This is a genomic window from Mesorhizobium sp. LNHC229A00 (genome assembly GCF_000502415.1).
In the GTDB taxonomy this organism is placed as follows: Bacteria; Pseudomonadota; Alphaproteobacteria; order Rhizobiales; family Rhizobiaceae; genus Mesorhizobium.
In genome coordinates this window covers 1-23,150 of the sequence record NZ_AYWQ01000015.1, presented here as the reverse complement: position 1 = coordinate 23,150, position 23,150 = coordinate 1, and the positions used below count along the sequence as shown (strand labels likewise).

21 protein-coding genes and 1 tRNA gene are annotated in these 23,150 nt (G+C 62.7%); 8 read left to right on the top strand and 14 right to left on the bottom strand.

Annotated features, from left to right (window positions below; genetic code table 11):
* Positions 1-159 precede the first annotated feature (159 nt).
* The 6 genes from X742_RS146185 (at position 160) to X742_RS146205 (ending at position 3,681) form a co-directional block, all read left to right on the top strand.
* On the top strand, positions 160-954 hold the full coding sequence (locus X742_RS146185) for a response regulator (RefSeq protein ID WP_015315397.1): 795 nt from the start codon (positions 160-162) through the stop codon (positions 952-954).
* A 204-nt stretch (positions 955-1,158) separates the two neighbouring features.
* Complete coding sequence (locus X742_RS1000000172920) at positions 1,159-1,323, top strand: DUF1328 domain-containing protein (protein ID WP_010911886.1); 165 nt, start codon at positions 1,159-1,161, stop codon at positions 1,321-1,323.
* Between the two features lie 186 nt (positions 1,324-1,509).
* Positions 1,510-2,544: a sensor histidine kinase gene (locus tag X742_RS146195; RefSeq protein ID WP_023774111.1), complete on the top strand. Its 1,035-nt coding sequence runs from the start codon at positions 1,510-1,512 to the stop codon at positions 2,542-2,544.
* Positions 2,545-2,677: 133 nt separating this feature from the next.
* A complete protein-coding gene (locus X742_RS1000000174915) occupies positions 2,678-2,851 on the top strand; it encodes a hypothetical protein (RefSeq protein WP_023774110.1) in 174 nt (57 codons plus the stop codon).
* Between the two features lie 176 nt (positions 2,852-3,027).
* A complete protein-coding gene (locus tag X742_RS146200) occupies positions 3,028-3,354 on the top strand; it encodes a hypothetical protein (RefSeq protein ID WP_023774109.1) in 327 nt (108 codons plus the stop codon).
* Positions 3,355-3,435: 81 nt separating this feature from the next.
* Positions 3,436-3,681, top strand: coding sequence for a YMGG-like glycine zipper-containing protein (locus X742_RS146205; protein WP_015315393.1), 246 nt, complete (start codon positions 3,436-3,438; stop codon positions 3,679-3,681).
* Between the two features lie 91 nt (positions 3,682-3,772).
* Here the strand turns inward: X742_RS146205 and X742_RS146210 are convergent, their stop codons facing one another.
* From X742_RS146210 to xylF, 4 genes are all read right to left on the bottom strand, one after another.
* Positions 3,773-5,395, bottom strand: a complete 1,623-nt coding sequence (locus X742_RS146210) for a CHASE domain-containing protein (RefSeq protein WP_023774108.1) — start codon at positions 5,393-5,395, stop codon at positions 3,773-3,775.
* A 138-nt stretch (positions 5,396-5,533) separates the two neighbouring features.
* The gene (locus tag X742_RS146215; RefSeq protein ID WP_023774107.1) at positions 5,534-6,358 is read right to left on the bottom strand and encodes an ATP-binding cassette domain-containing protein; all 825 of its coding nucleotides are present in this window, start codon (positions 6,356-6,358) and stop codon (positions 5,534-5,536) included.
* A 10-nt stretch (positions 6,359-6,368) separates the two neighbouring features.
* Positions 6,369-7,568: a sugar ABC transporter permease gene (locus X742_RS146220; protein ID WP_023774106.1), complete on the bottom strand. Its 1,200-nt coding sequence runs from the start codon at positions 7,566-7,568 to the stop codon at positions 6,369-6,371.
* 132 nt (positions 7,569-7,700) lie between these two features.
* Complete coding sequence (gene xylF, locus X742_RS146225; protein WP_023774105.1) at positions 7,701-8,741, bottom strand: D-xylose ABC transporter substrate-binding protein; 1,041 nt, start codon at positions 8,739-8,741, stop codon at positions 7,701-7,703.
* A 265-nt stretch (positions 8,742-9,006) separates the two neighbouring features.
* Between xylF and X742_RS146230 the strand changes: the two genes are divergently transcribed.
* A complete protein-coding gene (locus tag X742_RS146230) occupies positions 9,007-10,242 on the top strand; it encodes an ROK family protein (RefSeq protein WP_023774104.1) in 1,236 nt (411 codons plus the stop codon).
* Positions 10,243-10,244: 2 nt separating this feature from the next.
* On the opposite strand, the gene phoB is transcribed toward X742_RS146230, so the two are convergent.
* From phoB to X742_RS146270, 8 genes are all read right to left on the bottom strand, one after another.
* Entirely contained in the window at positions 10,245-10,934 is a 690-nt protein-coding gene (gene phoB, locus X742_RS146235) for a phosphate regulon transcriptional regulator PhoB (protein ID WP_010911896.1), read from the bottom strand.
* Between the two features lie 19 nt (positions 10,935-10,953).
* Positions 10,954-11,661: a phosphate signaling complex protein PhoU gene (phoU, locus tag X742_RS146240; RefSeq protein WP_023774103.1), complete on the bottom strand. Its 708-nt coding sequence runs from the start codon at positions 11,659-11,661 to the stop codon at positions 10,954-10,956.
* A gap of 25 nt (positions 11,662-11,686) precedes the next feature.
* Positions 11,687-12,490 (bottom strand): phosphate ABC transporter ATP-binding protein PstB, encoded by an 804-nt coding sequence (gene pstB / locus X742_RS146245; protein ID WP_015315386.1) that lies wholly within the window; start codon positions 12,488-12,490, stop codon positions 11,687-11,689.
* The gene (gene pstA, locus X742_RS146250) at positions 12,487-13,338 is read right to left on the bottom strand and encodes a phosphate ABC transporter permease PstA (RefSeq protein WP_023774102.1); all 852 of its coding nucleotides are present in this window, start codon (positions 13,336-13,338) and stop codon (positions 12,487-12,489) included. Before pstA ends, pstB begins: the two co-directional genes overlap by 4 nt.
* A 3-nt stretch (positions 13,339-13,341) precedes the next feature.
* The gene (pstC, locus tag X742_RS146255) at positions 13,342-14,325 is read right to left on the bottom strand and encodes a phosphate ABC transporter permease subunit PstC (protein ID WP_023774101.1); all 984 of its coding nucleotides are present in this window, start codon (positions 14,323-14,325) and stop codon (positions 13,342-13,344) included.
* A 66-nt stretch (positions 14,326-14,391) separates the two neighbouring features.
* Positions 14,392-15,447, bottom strand: a complete 1,056-nt coding sequence (gene pstS, locus X742_RS146260; protein ID WP_023774100.1) for a phosphate ABC transporter substrate-binding protein PstS — start codon at positions 15,445-15,447, stop codon at positions 14,392-14,394.
* Between the two features lie 532 nt (positions 15,448-15,979).
* Positions 15,980-20,533 carry a PAS domain-containing protein gene (locus X742_RS146265; RefSeq protein WP_023774099.1) on the bottom strand — a complete coding sequence of 1,518 codons (4,554 nt, stop codon included), beginning with the start codon at positions 20,531-20,533 and terminating at the stop codon, positions 15,980-15,982.
* 589 nt (positions 20,534-21,122) lie between these two features.
* Positions 21,123-21,359, bottom strand: coding sequence for a hypothetical protein (locus X742_RS146270; RefSeq protein WP_023774098.1), 237 nt, complete (start codon positions 21,357-21,359; stop codon positions 21,123-21,125).
* Between the two features lie 215 nt (positions 21,360-21,574).
* Here X742_RS146270 and X742_RS1000000172905 point away from each other — a divergent pair, with 215 nt between their 5' ends.
* Positions 21,575-21,790: a hypothetical protein gene (locus X742_RS1000000172905; RefSeq protein ID WP_084056335.1), complete on the top strand. Its 216-nt coding sequence runs from the start codon at positions 21,575-21,577 to the stop codon at positions 21,788-21,790.
* Positions 21,791-21,886: 96 nt separating this feature from the next.
* Here the strand turns inward: X742_RS1000000172905 and X742_RS146280 are convergent, their stop codons facing one another.
* Positions 21,887-22,252, bottom strand: a complete 366-nt coding sequence (locus X742_RS146280; RefSeq protein WP_023774096.1) for a hypothetical protein — start codon at positions 22,250-22,252, stop codon at positions 21,887-21,889.
* A 796-nt stretch (positions 22,253-23,048) separates the two neighbouring features.
* A tRNA-Glu gene (locus X742_RS146285) sits at positions 23,049-23,123 on the bottom strand.
* Between the last annotated feature and the right edge of the window lie 27 nt (positions 23,124-23,150).

Here is a 23,150-nt window from a genome sequence, read left to right as displayed (position 1 = left end):
ACCCTCGTCTGGTTGCCCATCCCGACGTTGAAACGCCATTGCCGCTGATTCGTTCCATACCGGCGGAACTTTTTCAGAAAAGCGGCGTTGTCTTCCACGGGGCTTGCAATCGGCATAGCCCGAATCCGTCCAATGCGTCATCTGAGGGAGACGTCTATTATGAGCTTGTCCGCCACCATCGCTCCGCATCTGCCATTCCTGCGGCGCTTTTCGCGTGCCGTATCCGGATCGCAAGAGAGCGGCGACGCGCTGGTCGCCGCGATGCTGGAGGCTATCATTGCCGATGTCGACATCTTCCCGGAGGCGTCGAGTGACCGGATCGCTCTATACAAGGTTTTCGCCAAGCTCTTCACATCGGTTGCCATCCGCGTTCCGCAAGAGCAGACGCAGGCGGGCTGGGAACAGCGCGCGGCCGCCAATCTCAATGCGATCGCGCCGCTTCCCCGCCAGGCCTTCCTGCTGGTTGCCGTCGAAGGTTTCAGCGAGGACGAGGCGGCCGAGATCCTCGATGTCGGCGACCAGCAATTCTCCGAGCTGCTTGCCCAGGCAAGCAACGAGATTTCCCGTCAGGTGGCGACCGACGTGCTGATCATCGAGGATGAGCCGCTCATTGCCATGGATATAGAGGAGATGGTCGAGAGCCTCGGCCATCGGGTCGTGGGCACGGCGCGTACCCATGCCGAAGCGGTGACGATGTTCGGCAAGACCCGTCCGAAGATGGTGCTCGCCGATATCCAGCTCGCCGACGGCAGCTCGGGCATCGAGGCGGTGAACGAAATCCTGTCGTCGACATCGGTGCCGGTAATCTTCATCACCGCTTTTCCCGAGCGTCTGCTGACCGGAGAGCGTCCCGAACCTGCCTTCCTCGTGACCAAGCCGTTCAATCCCGACATGGTGAAGGCGCTGATCAGCCAGGCGCTGTTCTTCGACCGGCAGGCCAAGGCCGCTGCGTAAGTCGCGGCCTCGCGAGCCGGACAAAGACATAAAAGGCCACTGGGTGCGATGCATTCGGTGGCCTTCTTGACAAGCCGGATCGGCCGCCGGCGAATTTCCAGCCCACGCTAGCGGAACGGTTTGCAAGCATCGCCTTTTTCGGCGAATGGTGGAACAAACCGCATTTACCCACGTTTTTATCGTATCATAGGAAGGAGATGAACCATGCTTTACTGGGCGCTCGTATTTCTCGTCGTGGCGATTATTGCCGGCGCGCTTGGTTTCGGCGGCATCGCCGGCACATCCGCCGGTATCGCGCAGATTCTGTTCTTCATCTTCCTCGCATTCCTGGTCATTTCGCTGTTGGCCGGCCTTTTCAGACGGGCGTGAGCCTGGCGGCTGAATAGAGGAACACTGGAAGCCGCACCCCTCAAACGGTTTCCAGCCACCGCCGGGCGGTGTCCTTTAATGGACACCGTCCGGCGGACCGCTTTAGAAGGGGTAGTTATCCAGATTCATTTGGAACCGATGTGGCAGATGAGCGGTTCAGTCTGAGTTGGGTGGACAGGTTGACCGATGCGCTCGAGGACTTCAAATAGAGAGGAAGGCGCACGGGGCGATGAAGCGATCGCCATGCATCCCGCCGAGAGCGGCATGCAGCTTGGCCGGGCTCTTCTCCACGCGCTCCACAATGCCGGCATTTCCGTCCTCTATCAGGATCGCGAGATGAAGACCGTATGGGCCCGCAACATGCGCGCCCCTTGGGCCTCCGACGATGTCGATGGCAACGGCATTTTGCCGACGGCGCAGACCGACCGCATCGGCGCCGCCAAGCGCGATGTGATCGCGACCGGCAATCCCCAGCGCCTTGAAATCAGTGTCCCGGTCGAGAATGGGGTTCGCTGGTTTCAGATTTGGGTCGACGCGGACCGAGGCGACGATGGCGATGTCCAGGGCGTCGTCACCACCATGGTCGAGACGACCGAGCAAAAGCGGCGCGAACAGACGCTGACGACGCTGCTGCGGGAAGTCAGTCATCGCTCGAAGAACCTCCTGGCGATCATCCAGAGCATCGCGACCCAGACCGGTCGCTATTCCGACGGCATCGGCGACTTCCTGACGCGCTTCCGCGGCCGGCTGCAATCGCTGGCCTCCTCCCAGGATCTGGTGACATCCTCCAATTGGCGAGGGGCAGCCCTTCGTGAACTGGTGGCGGGCCAGGTCGGCCGCTATGGCGCGAACCCGTCGCAAAGTCTCCGTTTTCGCGGCGCCAATCCTTACCTCAATCCCAACGCCGCGCTGCATATCGGGCTGGCGATGCATGAGCTCGCCGTCAACTCGGTGAGTTACGGCGCCCTGTCCCGGCCGGGTGGCTTCGTCGAGGTCACCGCCCAACTCGACGCTGCTGCCACGGGGGAGGTTGCCCTGTCGCTGACATGGGCCGAAACCATAGAAGCCAATCGCGGTGGCGGCGGTCAACGGCGATTCGGCAGCGTCGCGTTGGAGCGGGTGGTGCCGGCATCCCTGAACGGAACCGCGAACCTGGATATCGGCGAGGGTCACCTCGAATATCGCCTTGTCGTGCCGCACAGCAATTTCGAGACGCAGTGAGAGCGTGGCAAACAACGATCCTTAACCGGCTGTTCACCATAAATGGGACTCTGTTTTTGCCAGATGCCGTCGGAACCTTGCCCTGCCTTCGGAGATTGTTGGCAGGCTTGAAGCACGGTACGGGAGGAATGTCTTGACGGTTGCCGATATCAACAGATTGGAACAAGCCGCCCGCATTTCGATGGGTGAATTTCTTGATTCCGAACCCTCCGTGGAGGCACTCCCTGCAGGTAGGGGATTGATGAAAGGGATCGTTCTTGCCGCGGCCGCGATCATGGTGCTGGCCCTTTTCTGGCACTTGACCTGATAAAATCAGCCCTCCTCACTGTTCGCGCCAGTCGAAGTCGCCGGGCGGGTCAAAAAGCGCGGCACCTCCAACCGTGAGGAGCCGCGGCTTTCTGCTAACTATTCGCGTAACGCTGTTGGAATGACAGGAACTTTTTGACGATGCCGGCCGTTAATGCGGCCAGAGGAACATTCGTCATGGAACACATAGCCGCGTTGTTACTGGTGATCGGTTGCTCGAACACGATGGCCGAATGTCGGGAATTGCAGGTCCCTGTCAGTGTTTTTGCGACTGCTGACGAATGCACCGCTGAGCGCCCTTTCGCACTGGGCGACGTGCAGGGGCAGGCGCAGCATGTCGTCGCCAAATGCCTCGCGGTCGATCCCGCCTTGGAGGATGACTACGATCAGATTGTCTGGAAGGTGCGGCCAGATGGTAGTCTTGACGCTTCGTTGGCCATATCCAACTTCGTCATGGCATCGAACACGATCCGCCCAGAAAAGGACTACCTTAGCCAACAATAAATGCAGCAGCAAAGGCCGTCATTTCGTGCTAAATGGCTGTTGGAGCTTACCAAAGTGTGGACACAAGTGAGGAGTGACTCTATGCGGAAAATACTTATTGCCATGGTTGCGGTGGTCGCCGTCAGCGGCTGTACCTCGACCGAGCAGGACGTCGTCGGCGGCGGCTTGATCGGCGCGGGTGTGGGTGGGTTGGTCGGCGGCGGCAAGGGTGCCCTGATCGGCGCGGCCGTCGGTGCCGGCTCCGGCCTGCTGGTTCGCAACCTGCGCAACGGCTACTGCCAGTATCGCGACCATCGCGGCCGGATCTACACGGCACGCTGTAACTAATTCAGCGATAACAAGACAAAATCCGGAGGCTCAACGGCCTCCGGATTTTCGTGGCTGGGAGTCTGCCGCTAGGCCCGCTGACGGGTGGGTTTCAGCCGGTCAGTGGAATTTTGATTTCCACCTTGAGGCCATCGGACCGAAAATCGCGTCTAATCGTGCCGCGCAACTCGCGCGTGACATTGAGATCGATCAGCTTGGTGCCGAATCCCGTCCGCGACGGCGCCTCTACCCTCTTCTTCCCCGCCTCCCGCCAGTTCAGCGCCAACGTCCGCTCGCGCCCGCGCCCTTCCAGCGACCAGTTCACCTTGAGAGCGCCAACGAAATTGCCGGCTTCGCCATATTTCAGCGCATTGGTGGCGAGTTCATGAAAGGTCAGGCCAAGCGCCTGCGTCGTGGTTTCATCGAGCAGCACCTCCGGGCCTGACAGGAGCCCGTCCGGCAGTTCCTTGCCGAACACCTGGCCAAGCTCGATGCGCAGCAGATCGGCAAGGTCGGCTTTCTGCCAGCGCGAGCGCGTCAACATGTCCTGCGAGGCGGCCATCGCCTGCAGTCTGGCCGAGAAGGAAGCGGAAAACTCATTGACGTCGGTTGCCCGCGAAGCCGTCTGCCGCGCGATCGCCAGCACCCTGGTGATGGAGTTCTTGATGCGATGCTTCATCTCCTGCAGCATCAGGTCCTTTTCGAGCAGGCTTTTTTCCATCGTCTCGTGCAAGGCCGACACTGCGTCATAGGCTCGCTCCTGATAGCGCGCCACCAGCGCGATGGCGCCTGCCAGGAGCAGGCCGAACAGCCCCAGCATTACGGGGATGGCGCGCGAAGAGGGCTGCGAGAAGGCGCTGGTTGGCCTGAACAACACGGTCCAAGGGCGTCCCGCCACGGTCATCTTGCGGGTGACCAGCAGCCGGTCTCCCAAGGACGAAGCCGGTGGCGTCTCCGAGCGGAACAACAGATTGTCGCCGTTCACCGCTCCATCATAGATCTCGGTGTTGACTGGCAGCAGCGGCGTACGGCTAAGCGCGATCTGGAACAGGTCCCGGGCCCGAAAGGCCGCATAGAGAAAGCCGGCGGTCGAGGACCGCGATGCGTTGATGACCTCCGGTGCCGTCTCGACGTTGAGCCGCACATAAACCAGGAAGCCCGTGAACGTCTGCGCCACGCCCGTGCCCTGGCCGAGTTGCACCAGCCCGCTCGCATGCTGCTGGTCGTCGGCCATGGCTTTTTCGATCGCCGCACGCCGCACCGGCTCGCTGAACATGTCGTACCCGATGATGGTCTGGTTGGACGGATCGAGCGGCTCGAAAAGCGCGATCGGCGCGCGCCAGGCCTGCGTCGTTTCCGGATAGACCGGATGACTGGCGCCGAAATCGTGGAGGATGTCGCGTTCCACCGCAGCCTCGTCGCCCGTCCTGACCAGCCGCAGGAAGCCGATGCCTCGCAGGCCGGCGAAATTGTTGTCGACATCCAGCGCCTTGAAGAATGCCTTGAACTCGTTTTGGGAAATATCCCCATTGCGCGCGTCGAACAGGGCCTGGGTCGAGCGCAGCAGCGACCGGTGCAGGTCGATACGGCTCTCGATCCGGTTGAGGGCGTCATCGGCCGCCCCTTCGAACTTGATGCGGGCGGCTTCCTGGGTCGCGAAATAAGCGAACCCCGCCATGGTCATGCTGATCAGTGCAACGGCAATGAAGGCGACGATTGGAAAAAGCTTCTTCAACGGATGATGCGGTCCATGAGCAAAACAGACCTTTTATGGGGAAGTCGCCGGGCCAACACAATGGTCAGGCCAAACCATCGTCATCACTGGCATATCACGTGAGCGGCAACGGCGTTGCCCGAGACGGCCTGGCCGGCCTCAGGCGGCGATCCTCAGCGCACCCGGCCCCGGAATAGCACCTGGAGGGCATTTGCCCAGGATGATCATCCCAAGCACCTCGTCCTGCGTGACGTCAGTCGTGCGGGCGGTGCCGACCACCTGGCCGTTCTTCATCACGCAGACACGGTCGGCCAGCTCGAACACGTCGTGGATGTCGTGGCTGATCAGGAAGATGCCGATACCGTCGGATTTGAGCTGCCTGACCAATTCGCCGACCTGTGCCGTTTCCTGGGGGCCGAGTGCCGCCGTCGGCTCGTCCATGATCAGGATACGGGCGTTGAACAGGATCGCGCGTGCGATCGCCACCGACTGCCGCTGACCGCCCGACAGCTTGATCACCGGCTCCTTGAAACGCTGGAAGCGGGGATTGAGCCGCCCCATCACCTTGCGCGCCTCGGCCTCCATGGCGACGTCGTCGAGCGTGCCCCAGGCGGTCATCAGCTCGCGGCCGAGGAACAGGTTGGCGGCGGCATCGACGTTGTCGGCCAGCGCCAGCGTCTGGTAGATTGTCTCGATGCCGTATTTCTTCGCGTCGCGCGGGTTGGAGATCGCTGCCTCCTCGCCATTGACGAAGATCTGCCCCGCATCGCGCTTGTAAGCGCCGGACAGGATCTTGATCAGCGTCGACTTGCCGGCGCCGTTATGGCCGAGCAGCGCCACGACCTCCCCGGGGAAAAGATCGATCGAGGCGTCGTCGACGGCACGGATGCCGCCGAAGGCGATCGAGATGTTGCGCATGTCGACCAGCGGCGTGCCAGTAGGCGCAGTTGTGAGGGCCGTTACGGGAGCGGTTTTGTCAGCCATGGTCGTACCCCTAAACCCGCTTGCGATAGACGGTGTCGAGCCAGACGGCGATGACCAGCACGGCGCCGACGACGATGCTCTGCAACGGCGAGTCGACGCCGAGCAGCACCATGCCCGACTGCAGCGACTGCATCAGCAATGCACCGAGCATGGCACCGATGATGGTTCCCGATCCGCCGGCAAGCGAGGTGCCACCGATGACGGCCGCGGCAATGACGAGCAGCTCATCCAATGTTCCCAGCACATTGGTCGACGAGTTCTGCCGGGCCGACGAAATGGCGGCGGCGATCGTGGCCAGCACGCCCATGATCATGAACACCTTCATGGTGATCCAGCGCGTGTTGATGCCGGCGAGATTGGCCGCTTCCGGATTGCCGCCAATGGCAAAGACATAGCGGCCGAAACGGGTGCGGTTGGTGATGAAGGTCATGACCAGACCGACGGCGACCGCCATCAGNTGCAGCGTCTCGGCCCAGATCGGCCGCAGGGGGAAGCGGAAGCGCTTGCGCTGAACCCGCCCGTTGAACAGCGCGAACACGACGGCCAGGCAGGCGACGATGCCCACGACCCAGCTCCAGGTGGCACCGATCGATCCGGTCGGTCCGCCGCCCATCAACTGGAAAGTGGCGTCGAGCGGTGCCACCGTCTGGCCTGACGTGACCCACCAGGCTGCCCCGCGCCAGACCAGCAGGCCACCCAGTGTGACGATGAAGGCCGGCACTTCCAGATAGGCGATGACGAAGCCCTGGAACGCGCCGATCAAAAGCCCGAGCGCCAGACCGATGACCAGTGCCAGGACCCAGATCCATGGGTCGCCAAGTTCAAGTCCCACGAAGCGAACCAGGAAATGCACCTGGGCAAAGCCCATGACCATGCCGATCAGGCCCTCGGCGGAACCGACGGACAGATCGATGTTGCGCATGACGATGACCAGGACCATGCCGCAGGCCATGATGGCGACCGCGGACGTCTGCACCGACAGGTTCCACAGATTGCGTGGCGTGAGGAACGTGCGGCTGTCGAAATCGAGCGGATCGACGCCAAGACGCAGGCTCGAAATCACATGCAGCGCGACCCAGATCAACAGCAGCGCGCCGATCATGCCAAGCATACGGGTATCGATCTCGGTCGCCTTGAGGAACCGGGCGACCGCGCCGAGTTCCGACGCACGCGCCGTATCGGCCCGCGAGGTTGAGGTCGTGTCGGTCATGATGTCCTCCCAGCGGCTTGCCGTCTGACGCGGAGCCGGACCAGAGCCCAGAAGTTAGCGAAACACAAATCTCGTTGAGAAAACGCCGCGACTCATGAGCCGCGGCGCTTCCGACTTTTCAGGCGATCAAGCTTAGTTGCAGGCCGCGACGCTGCCGGCGGCGACACCCGTGCAGACTTCGTCCTTCTTGATCCAGCCGGCGTCGATAACGAGGTTGAGATTGTCCTTGGTGATGGCCACCGGGGTCAGGAACAGCGACTTGACGGTGTTGCCGCCAGGCGTCGTGAAGTCCTTCACGCCGGCGATGTCGGTCATCTTCTTGCCGTCGGCGAGTTGCGAGGCGATCTCGGCGGCGTTCTTGCCGAGTTCGCGCGCGTCCTTCCACACCGACACGGTCTGGGTGCCGAGCGCGATGCGGTTGAGCGCGGCGTGGTCGCCGTCCTGGCCAGAGACCGGCACGGTGCCGGCGAGCCCCTGCGCCGTCAGCGCCGCGACCACGCCGCCGGCGGTGCCATCATTGGCGGCGACCACGGCGTCGACCTTGTTGTCGTTGGCGGTGAGGAACTGTTCCATGTTCTTCTGGGCGTTGGCGGGTAGCCAGCCGTCCGTATAGGCTTCGCCGACATTCTTGATCTTGCCGCTGTCCATGGCTGCCTTCAGCACTTCCATCGAGCCCGAGAACAGGAAGTCGGCATTCGGATCGGCGCCCGAGCCCTTGATGAAGACGTAATTGCCCTCAGGCTTCGCCTTGAACACTTCGCGGGCCTGCATGCGGCCGACTTCCTTGTTGTCGAAGGTCAGGTAGAAGACGTCCTTGTTCTCGATCAGCCGGTCATAGCCGACGACCGGAATGCCCTCGTCGAGCGCTTTCTGTACCGCCGGGCCGATGGCCGACGCGTCCTGCGCCAGGATGATCAGCGAACTGGCGCCCTGCGAAATCAGGCTCTCGACATCGGTCAGCTGCTTGCCGGGATTGGACTGCGCATCGGCGGAAATGTACTTGTCGCCCGCGGCCTCGATGGCCTTCTTCATGGCCGCCTCGTCGGTCTTCCAGCGCTCTTCCTGGAAGTTCGACCACGACACGCCGATCACTTTGTCCTTCCCCTGAGCGACCGACGCGAGCGTCAGCGACATGGCGACACCCGCCAGAATGGCGACTGTGAATCTCTTCATGATATCCTCCCTGCGCCCGCGTGTGGCGCGACCAAACTGGCCCCAAGGCCGGCACGAAGGCCCTATTTTTTCGAGCCTCGAAAAAACACTGGTCCATCGCCGGAACCCTGTCAACATCGATTATGACGGATTTTGAGGTGCCGGAAGCCTTTTTTCGAGCCTCGCAATAAATAAATGACAGCCCCAGCCGCTTCTGCCAGTATTCGACCTGTTGCCGAGGGTGTTCGAGGAGGCGTCAAGAACCGCGGCGACGGGGAGGGAAATCATGTCGGTCGGAATCCGCCACGACGATCTGCGCCGGCGCAATCGAGCAATGGTGATTGGAGCCGTGCGCCGGGGTGGCCAGCCCTCGCGCACCGAGATCGCCGCCACCACCGCCCTCAGCCACTCGACTATATCGGCGATATCAGCCGACCTGATCGGCGAAGGTATCCTGAGCGAAGGCAAGCCGAACGAGGCCGGCTCACTGAAACGCGGCCGGCCGCAGGTTGGCCTTGGCCTCAACCCCGAGGCCGCGGCGGTCATGACCGTGGTGCTGTCGCTGAATTTCCTCTCCGTCGCCGTCATCGACTACGCCGGCCAGGTGATATCGGAGGAGCAGCGCCGGCTGGACACGCTGACCATGTCGCGCGAGGCGCTGATCGGCGAATGCGTGGCCATCGTCCGGCGCCGCCTCGAGGATCCCGACCTCGACGTCGCCAGCATCGCCCGCATCGCGCTGGCGATCCAGGGCATCACCGACACCGAGGCGCGCGCCATGCTGTGGTCGCCGATCACGCCCCAGACGGACATTGCCTTCGCCGATATACTCGAAGCCGAATTCGGCATCCCCGCCACCATGGAGAACGACTGCAACATGATGGCGGTGGCGCTGCGCTGGCGCGACCCCGAGCGCTACCGCGACGACTTCATCGCCATCCTGCTCTCGCACGGCATCGGCATGGGCCTAGTGCTGAAGGGCGAGCTGTTCACAGGCACCCATTCCTCGGGCGGCGAGTTCGGCCACATGATCCATCGCCCGGGCGGCGCGCTCTGCCGCTGCGGGCGGCGCGGCTGCGTCGAGGCCTATGCCGGCAACTATGCCATCTGGCGCAATGCAGGACAGATGGGTGAGGACGCCAAACCGGTCGACGTCAGCGACGCCGACATGCGTGCATTGGCGGCCACGGCGCGCGAAAGAGACGGACCGGAACGCGAGGCCTATCGCAAGGCCGGGGAGGCGCTGGGCTATGGGCTTGGCAGCCTGTTCGCGCTGATCGATCCGGCGCCCGTTGCGATGGTCGGCGTCAGCGCCGCCGCCTTCGATCTGATCGAGCCGGCCTTGCGCGAGGCCATCGCCCAGACCGCCGGCGGCCAGCATTCGACGTCGATTTCCTTCGATACAGAGCCGAACGAATTGCCGCTGATCCGCGAGGGCTGCGCCATGCGCGCGCTCACCTTCGTCGACCAGGAGATCTTCGCGCCGGGCGTGCAGGTGAGATCCGGCAAGAACGTGGCCTGATCTCAATCCTCGCGGATCGCGTAGCCTGCGCCACGGATGGTGCGTATCACATCGGGCATGCGGCCATTGTTTACCGCCTTGCGCAGGCGGCCGACATGCACATCCACGGTGCGCTCGTCGATGTAGATCGTCTCGCCCCAGACATTGTCGAGCAACTGGCTGCGCGAGAATACGCGGCCGGGATGGCGCATCATGAATTCGAGCAGGCGGAACTCGGTCGGTCCGAGCCGGATCTCGCTCTTCTTGCGATAGACCCGGTGCGATTCGCGGTCGAGCACGATGTCGCCGACCTTGAGCACGCTGGACAACACTTCCGGCTTGGCGCGGCGCAGCAGTGCCTTGACCCGGGCCATGAATTCCGGCGTCGAGAACGGCTTGACCAGATAGTCGTCGGCGCCGGTCGAGAGGCCGCGCACGCGGTCGCTCTCCTCGCCGCGCGCCGTCAGCATGATGATCGGCAACCGCTCCGTCTCGGGCCGCATACGCAGGCGCCGACAGAGTTCGATGCCGGAAACCGCCGGCACCATCCAGTCGAGCACCAGGAGGTCGGGCACGTTTTCCTGGAGGCGGATCTCGGCTTCGTCGCCGCGTGTCACCACCTCGACCTGGTAACCCTCGGACTCCAGATTGTAGCGGAGGAGCACGCCCAGCGGCTCCTCGTCCTCCACCACCATGATGCGTGGCGCGATCATCGATTGATCATCCCTGCCGTCAAGCCGCCGGCACCGACATCGCCGTCTCGTCCTGCTTCGGACGGTTGGCGGGCAGTTGCGTGCCGGTCAGCACATAATACGCATTCTCGGCAATGTTGGTCACATGATCGCCGATGCGTTCGAGATTCTTGGCGCAGAACAAAAGATGCGTGCAAGCCGTGATGTTGCGGGGATCCTCCATCATGTAGGTCAGGAGTTCGCGGAAGACCGAAGTGTATTTGACATCGATGCGTTCGTCGTCATTCCTGAGCTTGGCGAGGGCGGCGGCATCGCCGGCCGCATATTCCTCGACCACGCCCTGCACCTGGATCAGCACCAGCTGCGCCATGGAGTCTATGGAATGCGACAGGTCGCGCGGCGTGGCGGTGAGGCCGACGGAGCCGACGCGCTTGGCGATGTTCTTGGCAAGGTCGCCGATGCGTTCGAGATCGCCCGCCATGCGGATCGAGCCGACCACATGACGCAGATCGTCGGCCATCGGCTGGCGCTTGGCGATCAGGGTGATGGCGCGATCATCGAGTTCGCGCTGGCGCGCGTCCATGATGGCGTCGTCGGAGACGACGCGCTGTGCCAGCGCGTTGTCGGAATTCAGCAGCGCCTTGGTGGCGCCGCCGACCATAATGCCGGCGAGATCGCCCATGTCGCTGATCAGCCTGCTGATCTGTCCGAGATCCTCGTCGAAGGCTGCGACTGTGTGTTCGGCCATGATCCTGGTCCTCGTATGCGTGAGATCAGCCGAAGCGGCCGGTGATATAGTCCTGCGTGCGCTTCTCGCGAGGCGACGTGAAGATCTTCTCGGTCTTGTCGAATTCGACCAGCTCGCCCAGATACATGAAAGCCGTCTGCTTCGAGACGCGCGCGGCCTGCTGCATGTTGTGGGTGACGATGACGATTGTGTAGTCGGCCTGCAACTCGTCGATCAATTCCTCGATCTTCGCGGTCGACAATGGGTCGAGCGCCGACGCCGGCTCATCGAGCAGGATGACCTCCGGCTTCACCGCCACCGTGCGGGCGATGCAAAGCCGCTGCTGCTGGCCGCCGGACAGGCTGAGGCCGCTGGCATTGAGCTTGTCCTTGACCTCGTTCCAGAGCGCGGCGCGTTTCAACGCCTGCTCGACACGGCCGTCCATCTCGGCCTTGCCGATCTTCTCATAGAGCCGGACGCCGAAGGCGATGTTCTCATAGATCGACATCGGGAACGGCGTCGGCTTCTGGAACACCATGCCGATCTTGGTGCGCAACAGGTTGAGGTCCTGCGAGCGGTCGAGAACGTTCTGGCCGTCGAGCAGCACCTGACCCTCGGCGGTCTGCTTGGGGTAGAGCTCGTAGATGCGGTTGAAGACGCGCAGCAGCGTCGACTTTCCGCAACCCGACGGTCCGATGAAGGCAGTCACGCTGCGCTCGGGCAGCGACAAGGTGATGTCCTTCAGCGCCTTCGACTGGCCGTAGTAGAAATTGAGGTTCTTGACCTCGATCTTCGCCTTGGCGGCTGCCTCGGCGGCAATCGTCATGTCTGGAGACAACATCTGGCTCATTTGTCCTCTCTGCGTCCGGTCAGGCTGCGCGCAAAGATGCTGAGCGCGAGAACCGTCAATGTGATTATGAGTGCGCCGGTCCAGGCCAGTTGCTGCCATTCTTCGTAGGGGCTGAGAGCGAACTGGAAAATGGTGACCGGCAGGCTGGCCATCGGCGCGTTGAGGTTGCTCGACCAGAACTGGTTGTTCAGTGCCGTGAAAAGAAGTGGCGCGGTCTCGCCGGAGATGCGGGCGATCGACAGCAATATGCCGGTGACGATGCCGGACAGTGCCGCGCGGTAAGCGACCGACTTGATGACCACCCAGCGCGGCGCGCCGATCGCGGTGCCGGCTTCGCGCAAGGCGTTCGGCACCAGGTTGAGCATGTCCTCGGTGGTGCGCACGACCACGGGGATGACCAGGATAGCCAGCGCGACGGCGCCGGCGATGGCCGAGAAATGCCCCATCGGCCGCACCATCAATTCGTAGACGAAAAGGCCGATGATGATCGACGGCGCTGACAGCAGGATGTCGTTGATGAACCGCACCACGGTGGTGAGCTTGGAGAAACGGCCATATTCGGCCATGTAGGTGCCGGCGAGGACACCGATCGGCGTGCCGACGATGACGGCGATGACGGTCATCACCACGCTGCCATAGATGGCGTTGAGCAGGCCGCCCGCATCGCCGGGGGGCGGCGTCATCCGCGTGAAGACGTCAAGGGACAGCCCGGCGGCGCCTTTGTAGACCAGTGCGCCGAGGATCAGTGCCAGCCAGGCAAGCCCGATGCCCGCGGCGACGACGCACAGCGTCATCATCACCGAGTTTCTGGTCTTGCGGCGGCTGTGAAGCGACGAGGCTGTCGACATCGGTCAGGCTCCGGTGCGGGCGTCGATGCGCATCAGCATGTAGCGTGCGATGGCAAGGATGAGGAAGGTGATGACGAACAGGATCAGGCCGAGCGCCACCAGCGACGACGTGTAGAGATCGCCGACGGCTTCGGTGAATTCATTGGCGATGGTCGCGGAGATTGTCGTTGCCGGCGCGAACAGCGAGGTAGAGATGCGATGCGCGTTTCCGATGACGAAGGTTACCGCCATGGTTTCGCCAAGCGCGCGGCCGAGGCCGAGCATGACGCCGCCCATGATGCCGATGCGGGTGTAGGGGATGACGACGCGGCGCGTCACTTCCCAGGTCGTGCAGCCAATGCCGTAGGCGGACTCCTTCAGCACCGGCGGCACCGTGTCGAACACGTCCTTGGTGATCGAGGTGATGAAGGGCAGCACCATGATGGCGAGGAGCAGCGACGAGGTCAGCAGGCCGATGCCGTAGGGCGGGCCGGCAAACAGACTGCTAAGGCCGGGAATGCCATGGAACACGCTGATGATGAATGGTTGCACTGTCGTCTGCAGGAACGGCGCCAACACGAACAGGCCCCAGATGCCGTAGATGATCGAAGGGATGCCGGCGAGCAGTTCCACCGCCATGCCGATCGGGCGCCGGAGCGGACGCGGGCAAAGCTCGGTGAGAAAAATGGCGATGCCGATGCCGAGCGGCACGGCGATCAGGATGGCGATGGCCGAGGTTACGATGGTGCCATAAATGGGCGCCAGGGCGCCGAATTTCTCGGTGACGGGGTTCCAGCTCTCGGTGGTCAGAAAGGAGAAGCCGAAGGTCGACAGGGCCTGCCAGGAACCGGCGAACAATGAGATGGCGACGCCGCCGAGCAGCACCAACACGAGAATGGCGGCGGCGCGGGTCAGCCCATGGAAGATCGAATCGGTCAACGCGAACCGTCTGACGGTGGCGTCACGTGAACCTCGAACGGCTGGCAAGGCTTCCTGGGCAGCGCTCATGTCAAGCTCGGCTCTTTGTGTTGATTGAAAAGGAGCGCCGCGGGGCGGCGCTCCTCCAGAGAGATGTTACTCGCCGGCGTAGACGGGCTTGCCGTCGGCCTGGATGTCGGCCTTCCACGAAGCCTTGATCAGGTCGACGACGCTGTCGGGGATCGACACGTAGTCGAGCGCCTTGGCGGTTTCCTTGCCGTCCTTGTAGGCCCAGGCGAAGAACTTGAGCGCTTCGCCGGTGGCCGCGGCATCGTCCGGGGCCTTGTGGATCAGCACCCAGGTCGAGGCAGCGATCGGCCAGCTGGCGTCGCCGGGCTCGTTGGTGATGATGACGTTGAAGTTCTTGGCGCCCTTGAAGTCGGCGTTCGAAGCAGCCGCGCCGAAGGATTCGAGCGACGGCTCGACGACCTTGCCGGCGGCGTTCAGCATCTTGGAGTAGGAGAGATTGTTCTGCTTGGCATAGGCATATTCGACGTAGCCGATGCCGCCGTCGGTCTGCTTGACGGTGTTGGCAACGCCTTCGCTGCCCTTGGCGCCGACGCCGGTCGGCCATTCGACGGCCGTGTCCGAACCAACCTTGTCCTTCCAGTCGGGTGACAGTTTCACCAGGTAGTTGGTGAAGTTGAACGTCGTGCCCGAGCCGTCCGAACGATGCACGACGGCGATAGCGGTCGACGGCAGGGTGAGGGAGGGGTTCAGCGCCTTGATCGCGGCGTCATCCCAGGTGGTGATGGCGCCGAGATAGATTTGGGCAATCGTCTTCCCGTCGAGGACGAGTTCGCCCGGCTTGATGCCCGTGAGGTTGACGATCGGCACGATACCGCCCATCACCATCGGGAACTGCACGAGGCCGTTCTTTTGCAGATCAGCGTCGGACATCGGCTTGTCGGTGGCGCCGAAGGTCACGGTCTTGGCGATGACCTGCTTGATGCCGCCGCCCGAGCCGATCGACTGATAGTTGAGGCCGATGCCGGTATCCTTCTTGTAGGTGTCGGCCCATTTGGCGAACACCGGATAGATGAAGGTCGAGCCGGCGCCGGAAAGGTCAGCTGCCATTGCTGCGGAAAGGGTGAGGGTGGACGCCGCAGCCATTGCAATCGCAACGGCCGCCGAGCGGATGAAATGTCTCATGTGGCCTGCTCCTGTTCGGAAGATGGTCTCTCGGCGCCACTTCTAGCCGGCGCCCGCTGAGGCCAATAGCCTTCGATTATAACAGTCGCATGACAGTTTCATGTCAGCCCGGTAACGCGTTGCCGGCAACGCGAAAGACGCTGATCTCGGGCGCTCGCGGCGCGGTCCGAGTTTACCGCCGGAATCAGGGGCTTGAGCCGACCGACGGCTGGAATCACCCCGTACTCGACCAGGCTTTTCCCAAATGAAGAAAATCCGGACGGGAGCGCGTTGCTCGCAGCCAGAGCGTGTCATGGCCGGGCCATCGCCAAAAACAGGTCCGTTGGGGTAGAGTGACACTGTTTCTTGCAGGCGGTCGCTGCTCCCGCCCGTAACTGAGAAGAGCGGAATTCGATTTCGCTATTGTTCCGGCTGGACACGGCCTTTGATATGGCGCGATCGCACCATAGCCATTGCACGCAGCGGTAGCAGCGAATCTCCCGCTGATTCCTTGATTGCCTCGCCTGATCCTGCAATCGAGGCGACGCGGGCTCTATCCCGCGTTGCGGTGGACCTGACGGCCGGCGCCGACCCAGCGCTCGACCTTCTCGAGCAGGGCCCTGGGGCTGATCGGCTTGGGCAGATAGTCGTCCATGCCCGCCTCCAGGCAGCGCTCGCGGTCGCCTTTCAGCGCATGCGCTGTGACGCCGACGATCGGCACATGCGTGCCGGTCTCCTGCTCCAGCCGGCGGATCGCGGCCGTCGCTTCGAGACCGCTCATCTCCGGCATCGAGACATCCATCAGGATCATGCACGGATTGAGCGTGCCGAAGGCGTCGAGCGCCTTGCGGCCGTTGCCGACGATCTCGAAACCATAGCCGGTCTCGCCGAGGATTTGCGTGAACACCATCTGGTTCACCTCATTGTCCTCGGCCACCAGTATATCCAGCCTGTGCCCGCCGGCCGTCGCAGGCAGCCTCGGGCGAACCTGTGGCGGCTGCAATTGCGCGCGCTGCTCCGATGGCGCCAGGGGCGGCGGCCAGGAAGCCTCGGGCGCCTCTTCCGCGAGCGTTTGAACGGCGTGGCCGCTGGTGGTGTGGCGATGGCGCTGGATGGTCGCGACCAGCGTTTCCAGGAGCACCGAGGAACGCGCCGGCTTGATCAGCTGGGCATCGATGCCGAGATCGCGGTAGCTGGTGTTGGCAAGCGATTGGTCGACCGATGTCAGCATGATGATCGGCGTGTCGGCGAGGCCTTCGGTGTTGCGCACGATGCGCGCCATTTCGGCGCCGCTCATCTCGGGCATCTGGTAATCGAGCACGACGCAATCGACAGGCACGCCATAGGCGGCGGCCGCGATCAGCACCTTGAGACCTTCGGCGCCGCTTTCGGCCGCGCAGGAATCGAACGTCCACGAGATCATCTGCTCGGTCAGGATGGCGCGGTTGACGGCGTTGTCGTCGACGATCAGCACGCGTGCGCCCGTCACGTCCACCGGCGTGATGCGCTGCCCGCTCTGCTGCCCGGCCCCCGGCAACGTTACGGTGAACCAGAAGGTCGACCCCTTGCCTTCGGCGCTCTCGACGCCAATGTCGCCGCCCATCAGGTCGACCAGGCGCGAGGTGATGGCAAGGCCAAGGCCGGTGCCCTCGTGGCGCCTTGTCGAGGACGTATCGACCTGGCTGAATTTCTCGAACACCAGTTTCAGTTTTTCCTCGGGGATGCCTATGCCGGTGTCGGTGACCGAGATCGTCAGCCTGGTTCCCGTCGGAACCCGTTCGCCGGTCACGTCGACCAGCACGTGGCCTTCATCGGTGAACTTCACCGCATTGCCGAGCAGGTTGGTGACGATTTGCCGGATGCGGCCGACATCGCCGATGAATAGGCTTTCGAGCCGTGGTTCGATGCGCACGATGAGCTCGAGATCCTTTTCCTTGGCCCGTGTCGAAACCAGCGTCGCCACGTCCTCGATCGCCTCGGCCAGATTGAAAGGCGCCGGGTCGAGCACCAGCTGGCCGGCATCGATCTTGGAGAAATCCAGGATGTCGTTGATGATGGTCAAGAGCGCGTTGCCCGATTTGACGATGATGTCGGTGAATGTCTTCTGCTTCGGATCGAGATTGGATTTGGCCAGGAGTTCAGCCATGCCCAGTACGCCGTTCATCGGCGTGCGGATCTCGTGGCTCATATTGGCGAGGAACTCCGACTTGGCGCGGTCGGCGAGCACGGCGCGCTGGCGCGCCTCGCTGAGCTCCGCCTCGCGCTGCTTGAGTTCCGTGATATCGGTGGTCGAACCGATCAGGTAGAGCGAACCGTCGGAGGCGATCATTGCGCCCTTGCGCGCGAACTGATGCCTGACGCTGCCGTCTGCAAGGCGCACCGTCTCCTCGATCTCCTGGGTCTCGCCTGTACGCAGTACAGCGAGATCGCTGGCCACGAAGGCCTCGCCATCCGGCCCGAAGATCTCGACGTCGGTCTTGCCGATCGCCTCCTGCTTGCTGAAGCCGGTGAGATCGCACCAGCCCTTGTTGACATAGAATTGCCTGAGATCGGAGCGCTTGGCGTAGATCGACACCGGCACGTTGTCGATCAGGCTGCGGAACACCTCGTTCTCGCGCATGCTCTCTTCCAGAGCTTGCTCGCGCGCCTTGACGTCGGTGATGTCGGTGCTGGATCCGACCAGATGCACCGATCCGTCCGTGGCCACCAGGCGGCTCTTGCGCGTCATCAACTGCCGCACCGTTCCGTCACGATGAGTGACGGGCTCCTCGACCTCGCGCACATTCCCGTTCGTCACGACATCGGTGTCGTCCTGGCTGAAGCCTTCCGCTTCCTCGCCGCTGAACAGCTGACGGTCGGTTCGGCCGATGACATCGTCCTTGGCGAGACCGGTCAGCGCGCACCAGGCCTTGTTGACGAATTCGATGCTCAGGTCCTGCGCCTTGATGAAGGCGGCCACCGGCAACTCGTCCATGACATGACGGAAGAGATCGATCTGGCGCATCGAGTCATGAAGCGCCGCCTCGCGGCTCTTGAGGTCGGTGATGTCGACGCGCACGCCGATGAACGTGCCGTCGCCTGTGCGCATATCGTAGACCTGGTACCAGCGGCCATCCGCGTTGAGGCGCTCATAGGAGGAATTCGGCAGACGGTAACGCGCCAGGATGCCGTCAAGCCAGCGTTCGGAATCGGCTTCGTACAGGCTGTCGATCTCAGGATCGCCACTCGAACGGAAATAACCCACCGAATGGCCGAACTCCAGCGCTTCGCGGAAGGTGCGGCCGGGCTGCCAGAAGGGCTTCAGCGCCGGCAACGTATCCTGCAGTCTGTGGTTGGCGAAGACGAACTTGTCGTCGCGGTCGTAGATGATGACCCCCGCCGGCAGCGATTCCAGCACGCTGGCGAGATGCTTGCGCGCGTCTTCGGCTTCGGTCTCGCGCCGCTTCATGTCGGAGATGTCGAAGAGAAAGCCGGCGACATAGTCGCGGCCGCTTGCCATGCGGACGCGGTTCTTCCTGACGATACGCGAACGGGTGCCGCCGCCGGCCTCGAAGCTTTCTTCCACTTCGTATTGCTGTCCCCCGGCCAGCACCTCGCGTTCGCTGCTTTCGAACAGCGCGACCTCGTCCGGCCCGAGGAAATCGCTTCCCGGCCTGCCAAGCATGGCTTGCGGCGCCTGCTTGAACAGCGCCGCGAAGGCCTTGTTGACGAACACGAAGCGCAGATTGTCGTCCTTGACGAAGATCGGATCCTTGACCCCGTTGATTACTGATTCCGCCAGCCGCGCCTTTTCGAGCGCTTCGGCAAGTTCGGCCTCGCGATCCTTCATGTCGGTGACATCGACATAGGAAATGAACCGCTTCCCGCCGGCCAGCGGCGCCATCGACGAGATCAGCGTCCTGCCGTCATTGCGCGGGAACTGCCTCGCTCCAGCTGTGCCGGCCCTGATTTCAGCCTCGCGTTCGGCGACATGCCGCTGCCATGTCGCGTCGTCCGAACCATACGGGTCGATGTCGCGGCTGGCTTCCATCAGATCGCGGAAGCTGCAGCCGGTCTCGGCGCGCCGGGCGTCGATCTGCCAGAAATCGTAAAAGGCGCGGTTGATGACCTCGGCGCGCATGTCGGCATCGAGGACGAGAACACCGATCGGCATCTGATCGACCATGGTGCGGAGATTGGCGAAAGTCTCGGCTATCTTTGCGTTGGCGTTCTCGATCTCGGCGTCGCGCCGCTTGACCTCGGTGACCTCATAGTAGGTCAGCAGGCGTTTGCCTCCCGACAGAGCCGTGACGGAGAACATCATGGTGCGCCCGTCGGTGTGGACAAACTCCCGAGGCGCGACGGTACCGTTCTTGATCTCTTCGATACGCGTGGCGAGGTAGCGCTGCCATTGCTCTTCGTCGATGTCGCCATAGATGCCGTTGCGGCGATTGAGTTCCATCAGCAGGCTGAACGGCGCGCCTACCGTCACGGCCCCATCCGGAATCCTGGAGAGATCGCGATAGGCCTTATTGACGATGAGCGTATCGAGCCTGGCGTCTAGAAGCACGACGCCCATATGCATGGCATCCATCGTCCGCTCGAGATCGGCGAGATGCTGGACGGTGTCGCCGCCAGCCGCCGGCTGCATGGACTCGAAGGCGCTGGCCACCAGCGCGGTGACGTTGCGGCCAAGGCCGCGATAGCCGACGAATTTTCCTTCGCTGTCGAAACGCGGGACGCCTGACGTCAGCACCCAGCGGCAGTCGGGGCGGCCTCCCTTCAGTTCGTAGACGAAGTCGCGGAACGGCCGGTGCGCCTGCAAATCCTCCAGATGCGCCGCCGCACCGCGGTTGCCCTGCAGGACCTGGTTGAGAAAGTCGAAGCGGAACCGGCCTAGCACGATTGCCGGATCGATACCGGTTGCCGCCTGATAATCTTGGGAAAGCCAGGAAAAGCGCAGTTCCGCGTCGGTTTCCCAAATCCAGTCCGAGCCCGCTTCGACGAGTTGGCGCAGCGCGTCGACGCAATCCATGTCGACGCCGGATGACCCATCGCCGCCATGCGCGGCTGCCTTGCCGGGCTTGCGCTTGCCCCGCGCGCCGATTGCTTCGTCCGTTTCCGCCATGCTGTCCCCACCCCGAAAATCAAGGCCGAACCCTCCCTCCGCGGTTCGTCGGCGGAATGTGCCGCAGAAGCATTAACGATCCGCTAACCTTAACGGCGCAACCGGCCTGTTCCTGCTGCGTTATTCCGTCCGGTTGTGGCGCGGAGCAAGGCCGCGCTATAAGCATGCGCAGGGGTGTTGCTAATGTACGGACGGATAGGGCCTTTCTTGCTGGGCGTGGCGCTGCTTTTCGGCGGCGGCTGCTCTCGCAGCTATGACGGCACGGTGGTTATCCCGCGGCCGCTCGACGCCAGGCGGATCTGGGACCGGCCGCCGCCCAATGTCGATTACCAGCCGCCGGTCGACAACGGCGCCTTCCCGGGTCCACCCCAGCCTCCCGGGCGGTTTTACGAGCGCAGGGTGGTTAAGCCTGCGCCCCACAGACGGTCTCAGGCCAGGGTGTCACCGCCCTCTCCTCCGTCATCGGGCCCCGAAAAACAATTGGCATGCAGGAACGTAAGCGCTCCCGGTCAAAGAGTTCGCATGGTTTGCGATTAATGCATAAAACAAAGGCCTGAATCCGCTTCGACGCGACGTGCTTTAGAACGGTCTATAGCGATGCCGCGCCCTTCCTCGGTTCCTTGGCGCCGAGCTTGTCGAGCGCAAGCCGAACCTGGCGCAGATCGTCCTGCCAGCCGTCATCGTCGCCCATCGGGCTCTCCGACGCCGCCCGTTGCAGCCCGCGCGCCTCGGATTCGATCTTGCGCAATTCGGCGATCTTCTGGTCGGTAGTCAGTGAGGCGTCTTCGACGATCTCCAGTACCCGCATTTCCCTGAACGTGGCCATGGCGTTCTCCCTGCCTGATATCGACCACAACGCCGGGAGGCGGACCCCGTTCCGAAGACGAACGTTCCCGCGAAAACACTCGTGGGTCATTCAGCCGGGAAAAAGGCGGGGCCGACCACACGCACCGTCGAGCCTGCGATCAATCAGGCATTACGGTGTCTGGTGCTGAAACCTTTGCCCGTGCTGCTGCGTTGAAGCGCAAAGGAGAACGCGGGATGTCGATGCATTTCACCGTATCGGAGCTAACAAGAAATCTTTTTCACTCTCTCGGGCTGGATCACGGGCGTGCCCCACGGCCGCTCAGTCCCGAGGAAAGCCTGTTGCTGGAGTGCTATCTGGCCGGGCAAATCCCGGAATCCGCCTGGAGCGACTACGTCTTCGAGACTCCGGATTTGGCACGGCATGCCGAAGCACGGCGCCTGAGCCATTGATCCGCGGCGCGGGAAAGACGCCCGACCAGGTTCTCCGGTCCGACGAACCACCCGTGCCGATGCCCATTCCATGGCAGGCGTTTTTTGGGCATACCGCTAGTGCTTGGGCGAAACGAATTGCTGCGTAAACACGTTGCCGGCAATTCCTTGCGATAGCTGCGGCGATAGACTCAGCGGCGTGCAATTCTTCACCGCCGCTATTGCCGCATCGATGAACGCCTTACGCGCCTTGTCGTCGCCAGCCACCTTGGCGGCGGTTGGTCGCGGCGGCCCTATCAGAGTACCGTCGCGCTTGAAACTGAAACTCAGGGTTACAGTCGAATCTCCGGCACCGGCAGGCGGTGTCCAGCAGGACTGGATCGCGGTCCCGACATCGTCCATGGTGTTGAGCGTTGCGGCCCATGCGCATGCGATACCCACCGATATCACACCCGCAATCGCCAGTTTTGCAACATGTTTCACCGCAAGCCCTCATCGTCACGAACAGTCCGGCAACCCGCGCCGGACTGCTGGGATCGATGGTAGAGCCGACACGGGCAATGACAATATCCCTGCCAAAAAGTTGTTCGAAGAGAGCCGACTCCGGAGCCGCCCTGGCGCCTGGCCGATGCGAGCGATGTAGCCCGAAAACAAAAAGGCCGGCACAGAGCCGACCTTTCCTTTCCGCCTCGACAGCTGCGCCAGTACATCCGTGGTCGCAGGCCCAAAGCGAATTGTCCCCAGTAGACAGGCTATTGGTGAACCAAACCTTAACCTGCCCGCCGCCCCTGCCCACAATGCCAGGAATGGATGGCCGCGAAGCCCACGATTGTCGCGATAGAACGGCCTATGCGACGGCCCTGAACTCGGTTTCTGGTATCGTTCCAAGCCCGGCACACTGCGCGCATATCATGGTCTTTCCCGGGCAACCGCTTTGATGTGTCCAGTGCGGGCAGCAATACCCTTTTGAAGCACGCCATCTCGAGCAATCGAAAACCTTTCCACCGCCATGACAGTGCGTGCATGTCGTCCTAACAGAGGCCATTCCAAACTCTACCCGACCCAAGACCCGGGTTGCCGCGAAAGCTATCCCCGCGCCCCAAGTCTCAAGAACGCACTACTTTCAAGCGTCGCGGCTTGACTTAAATTGGGTTGGATTCGGGGTATGGGAAGCCCCCGCTATCGCAGGCTTTGCGTGCTCTTTCGAGGTATGCGGAGCCCATGCGGAAAGGGTCCGAAACTGCAGGATTGTCTGGAGGTCAACGACAGGACCGTTGCTTGGTACGCCCAAGGGGAATCGAACCCCTGTTCCCGCCGTGAGAGGGCGGTGTCCTGACCGCTAGACGATGGGCGCGTTCAAGAACCGGCGATATAGGCTGAC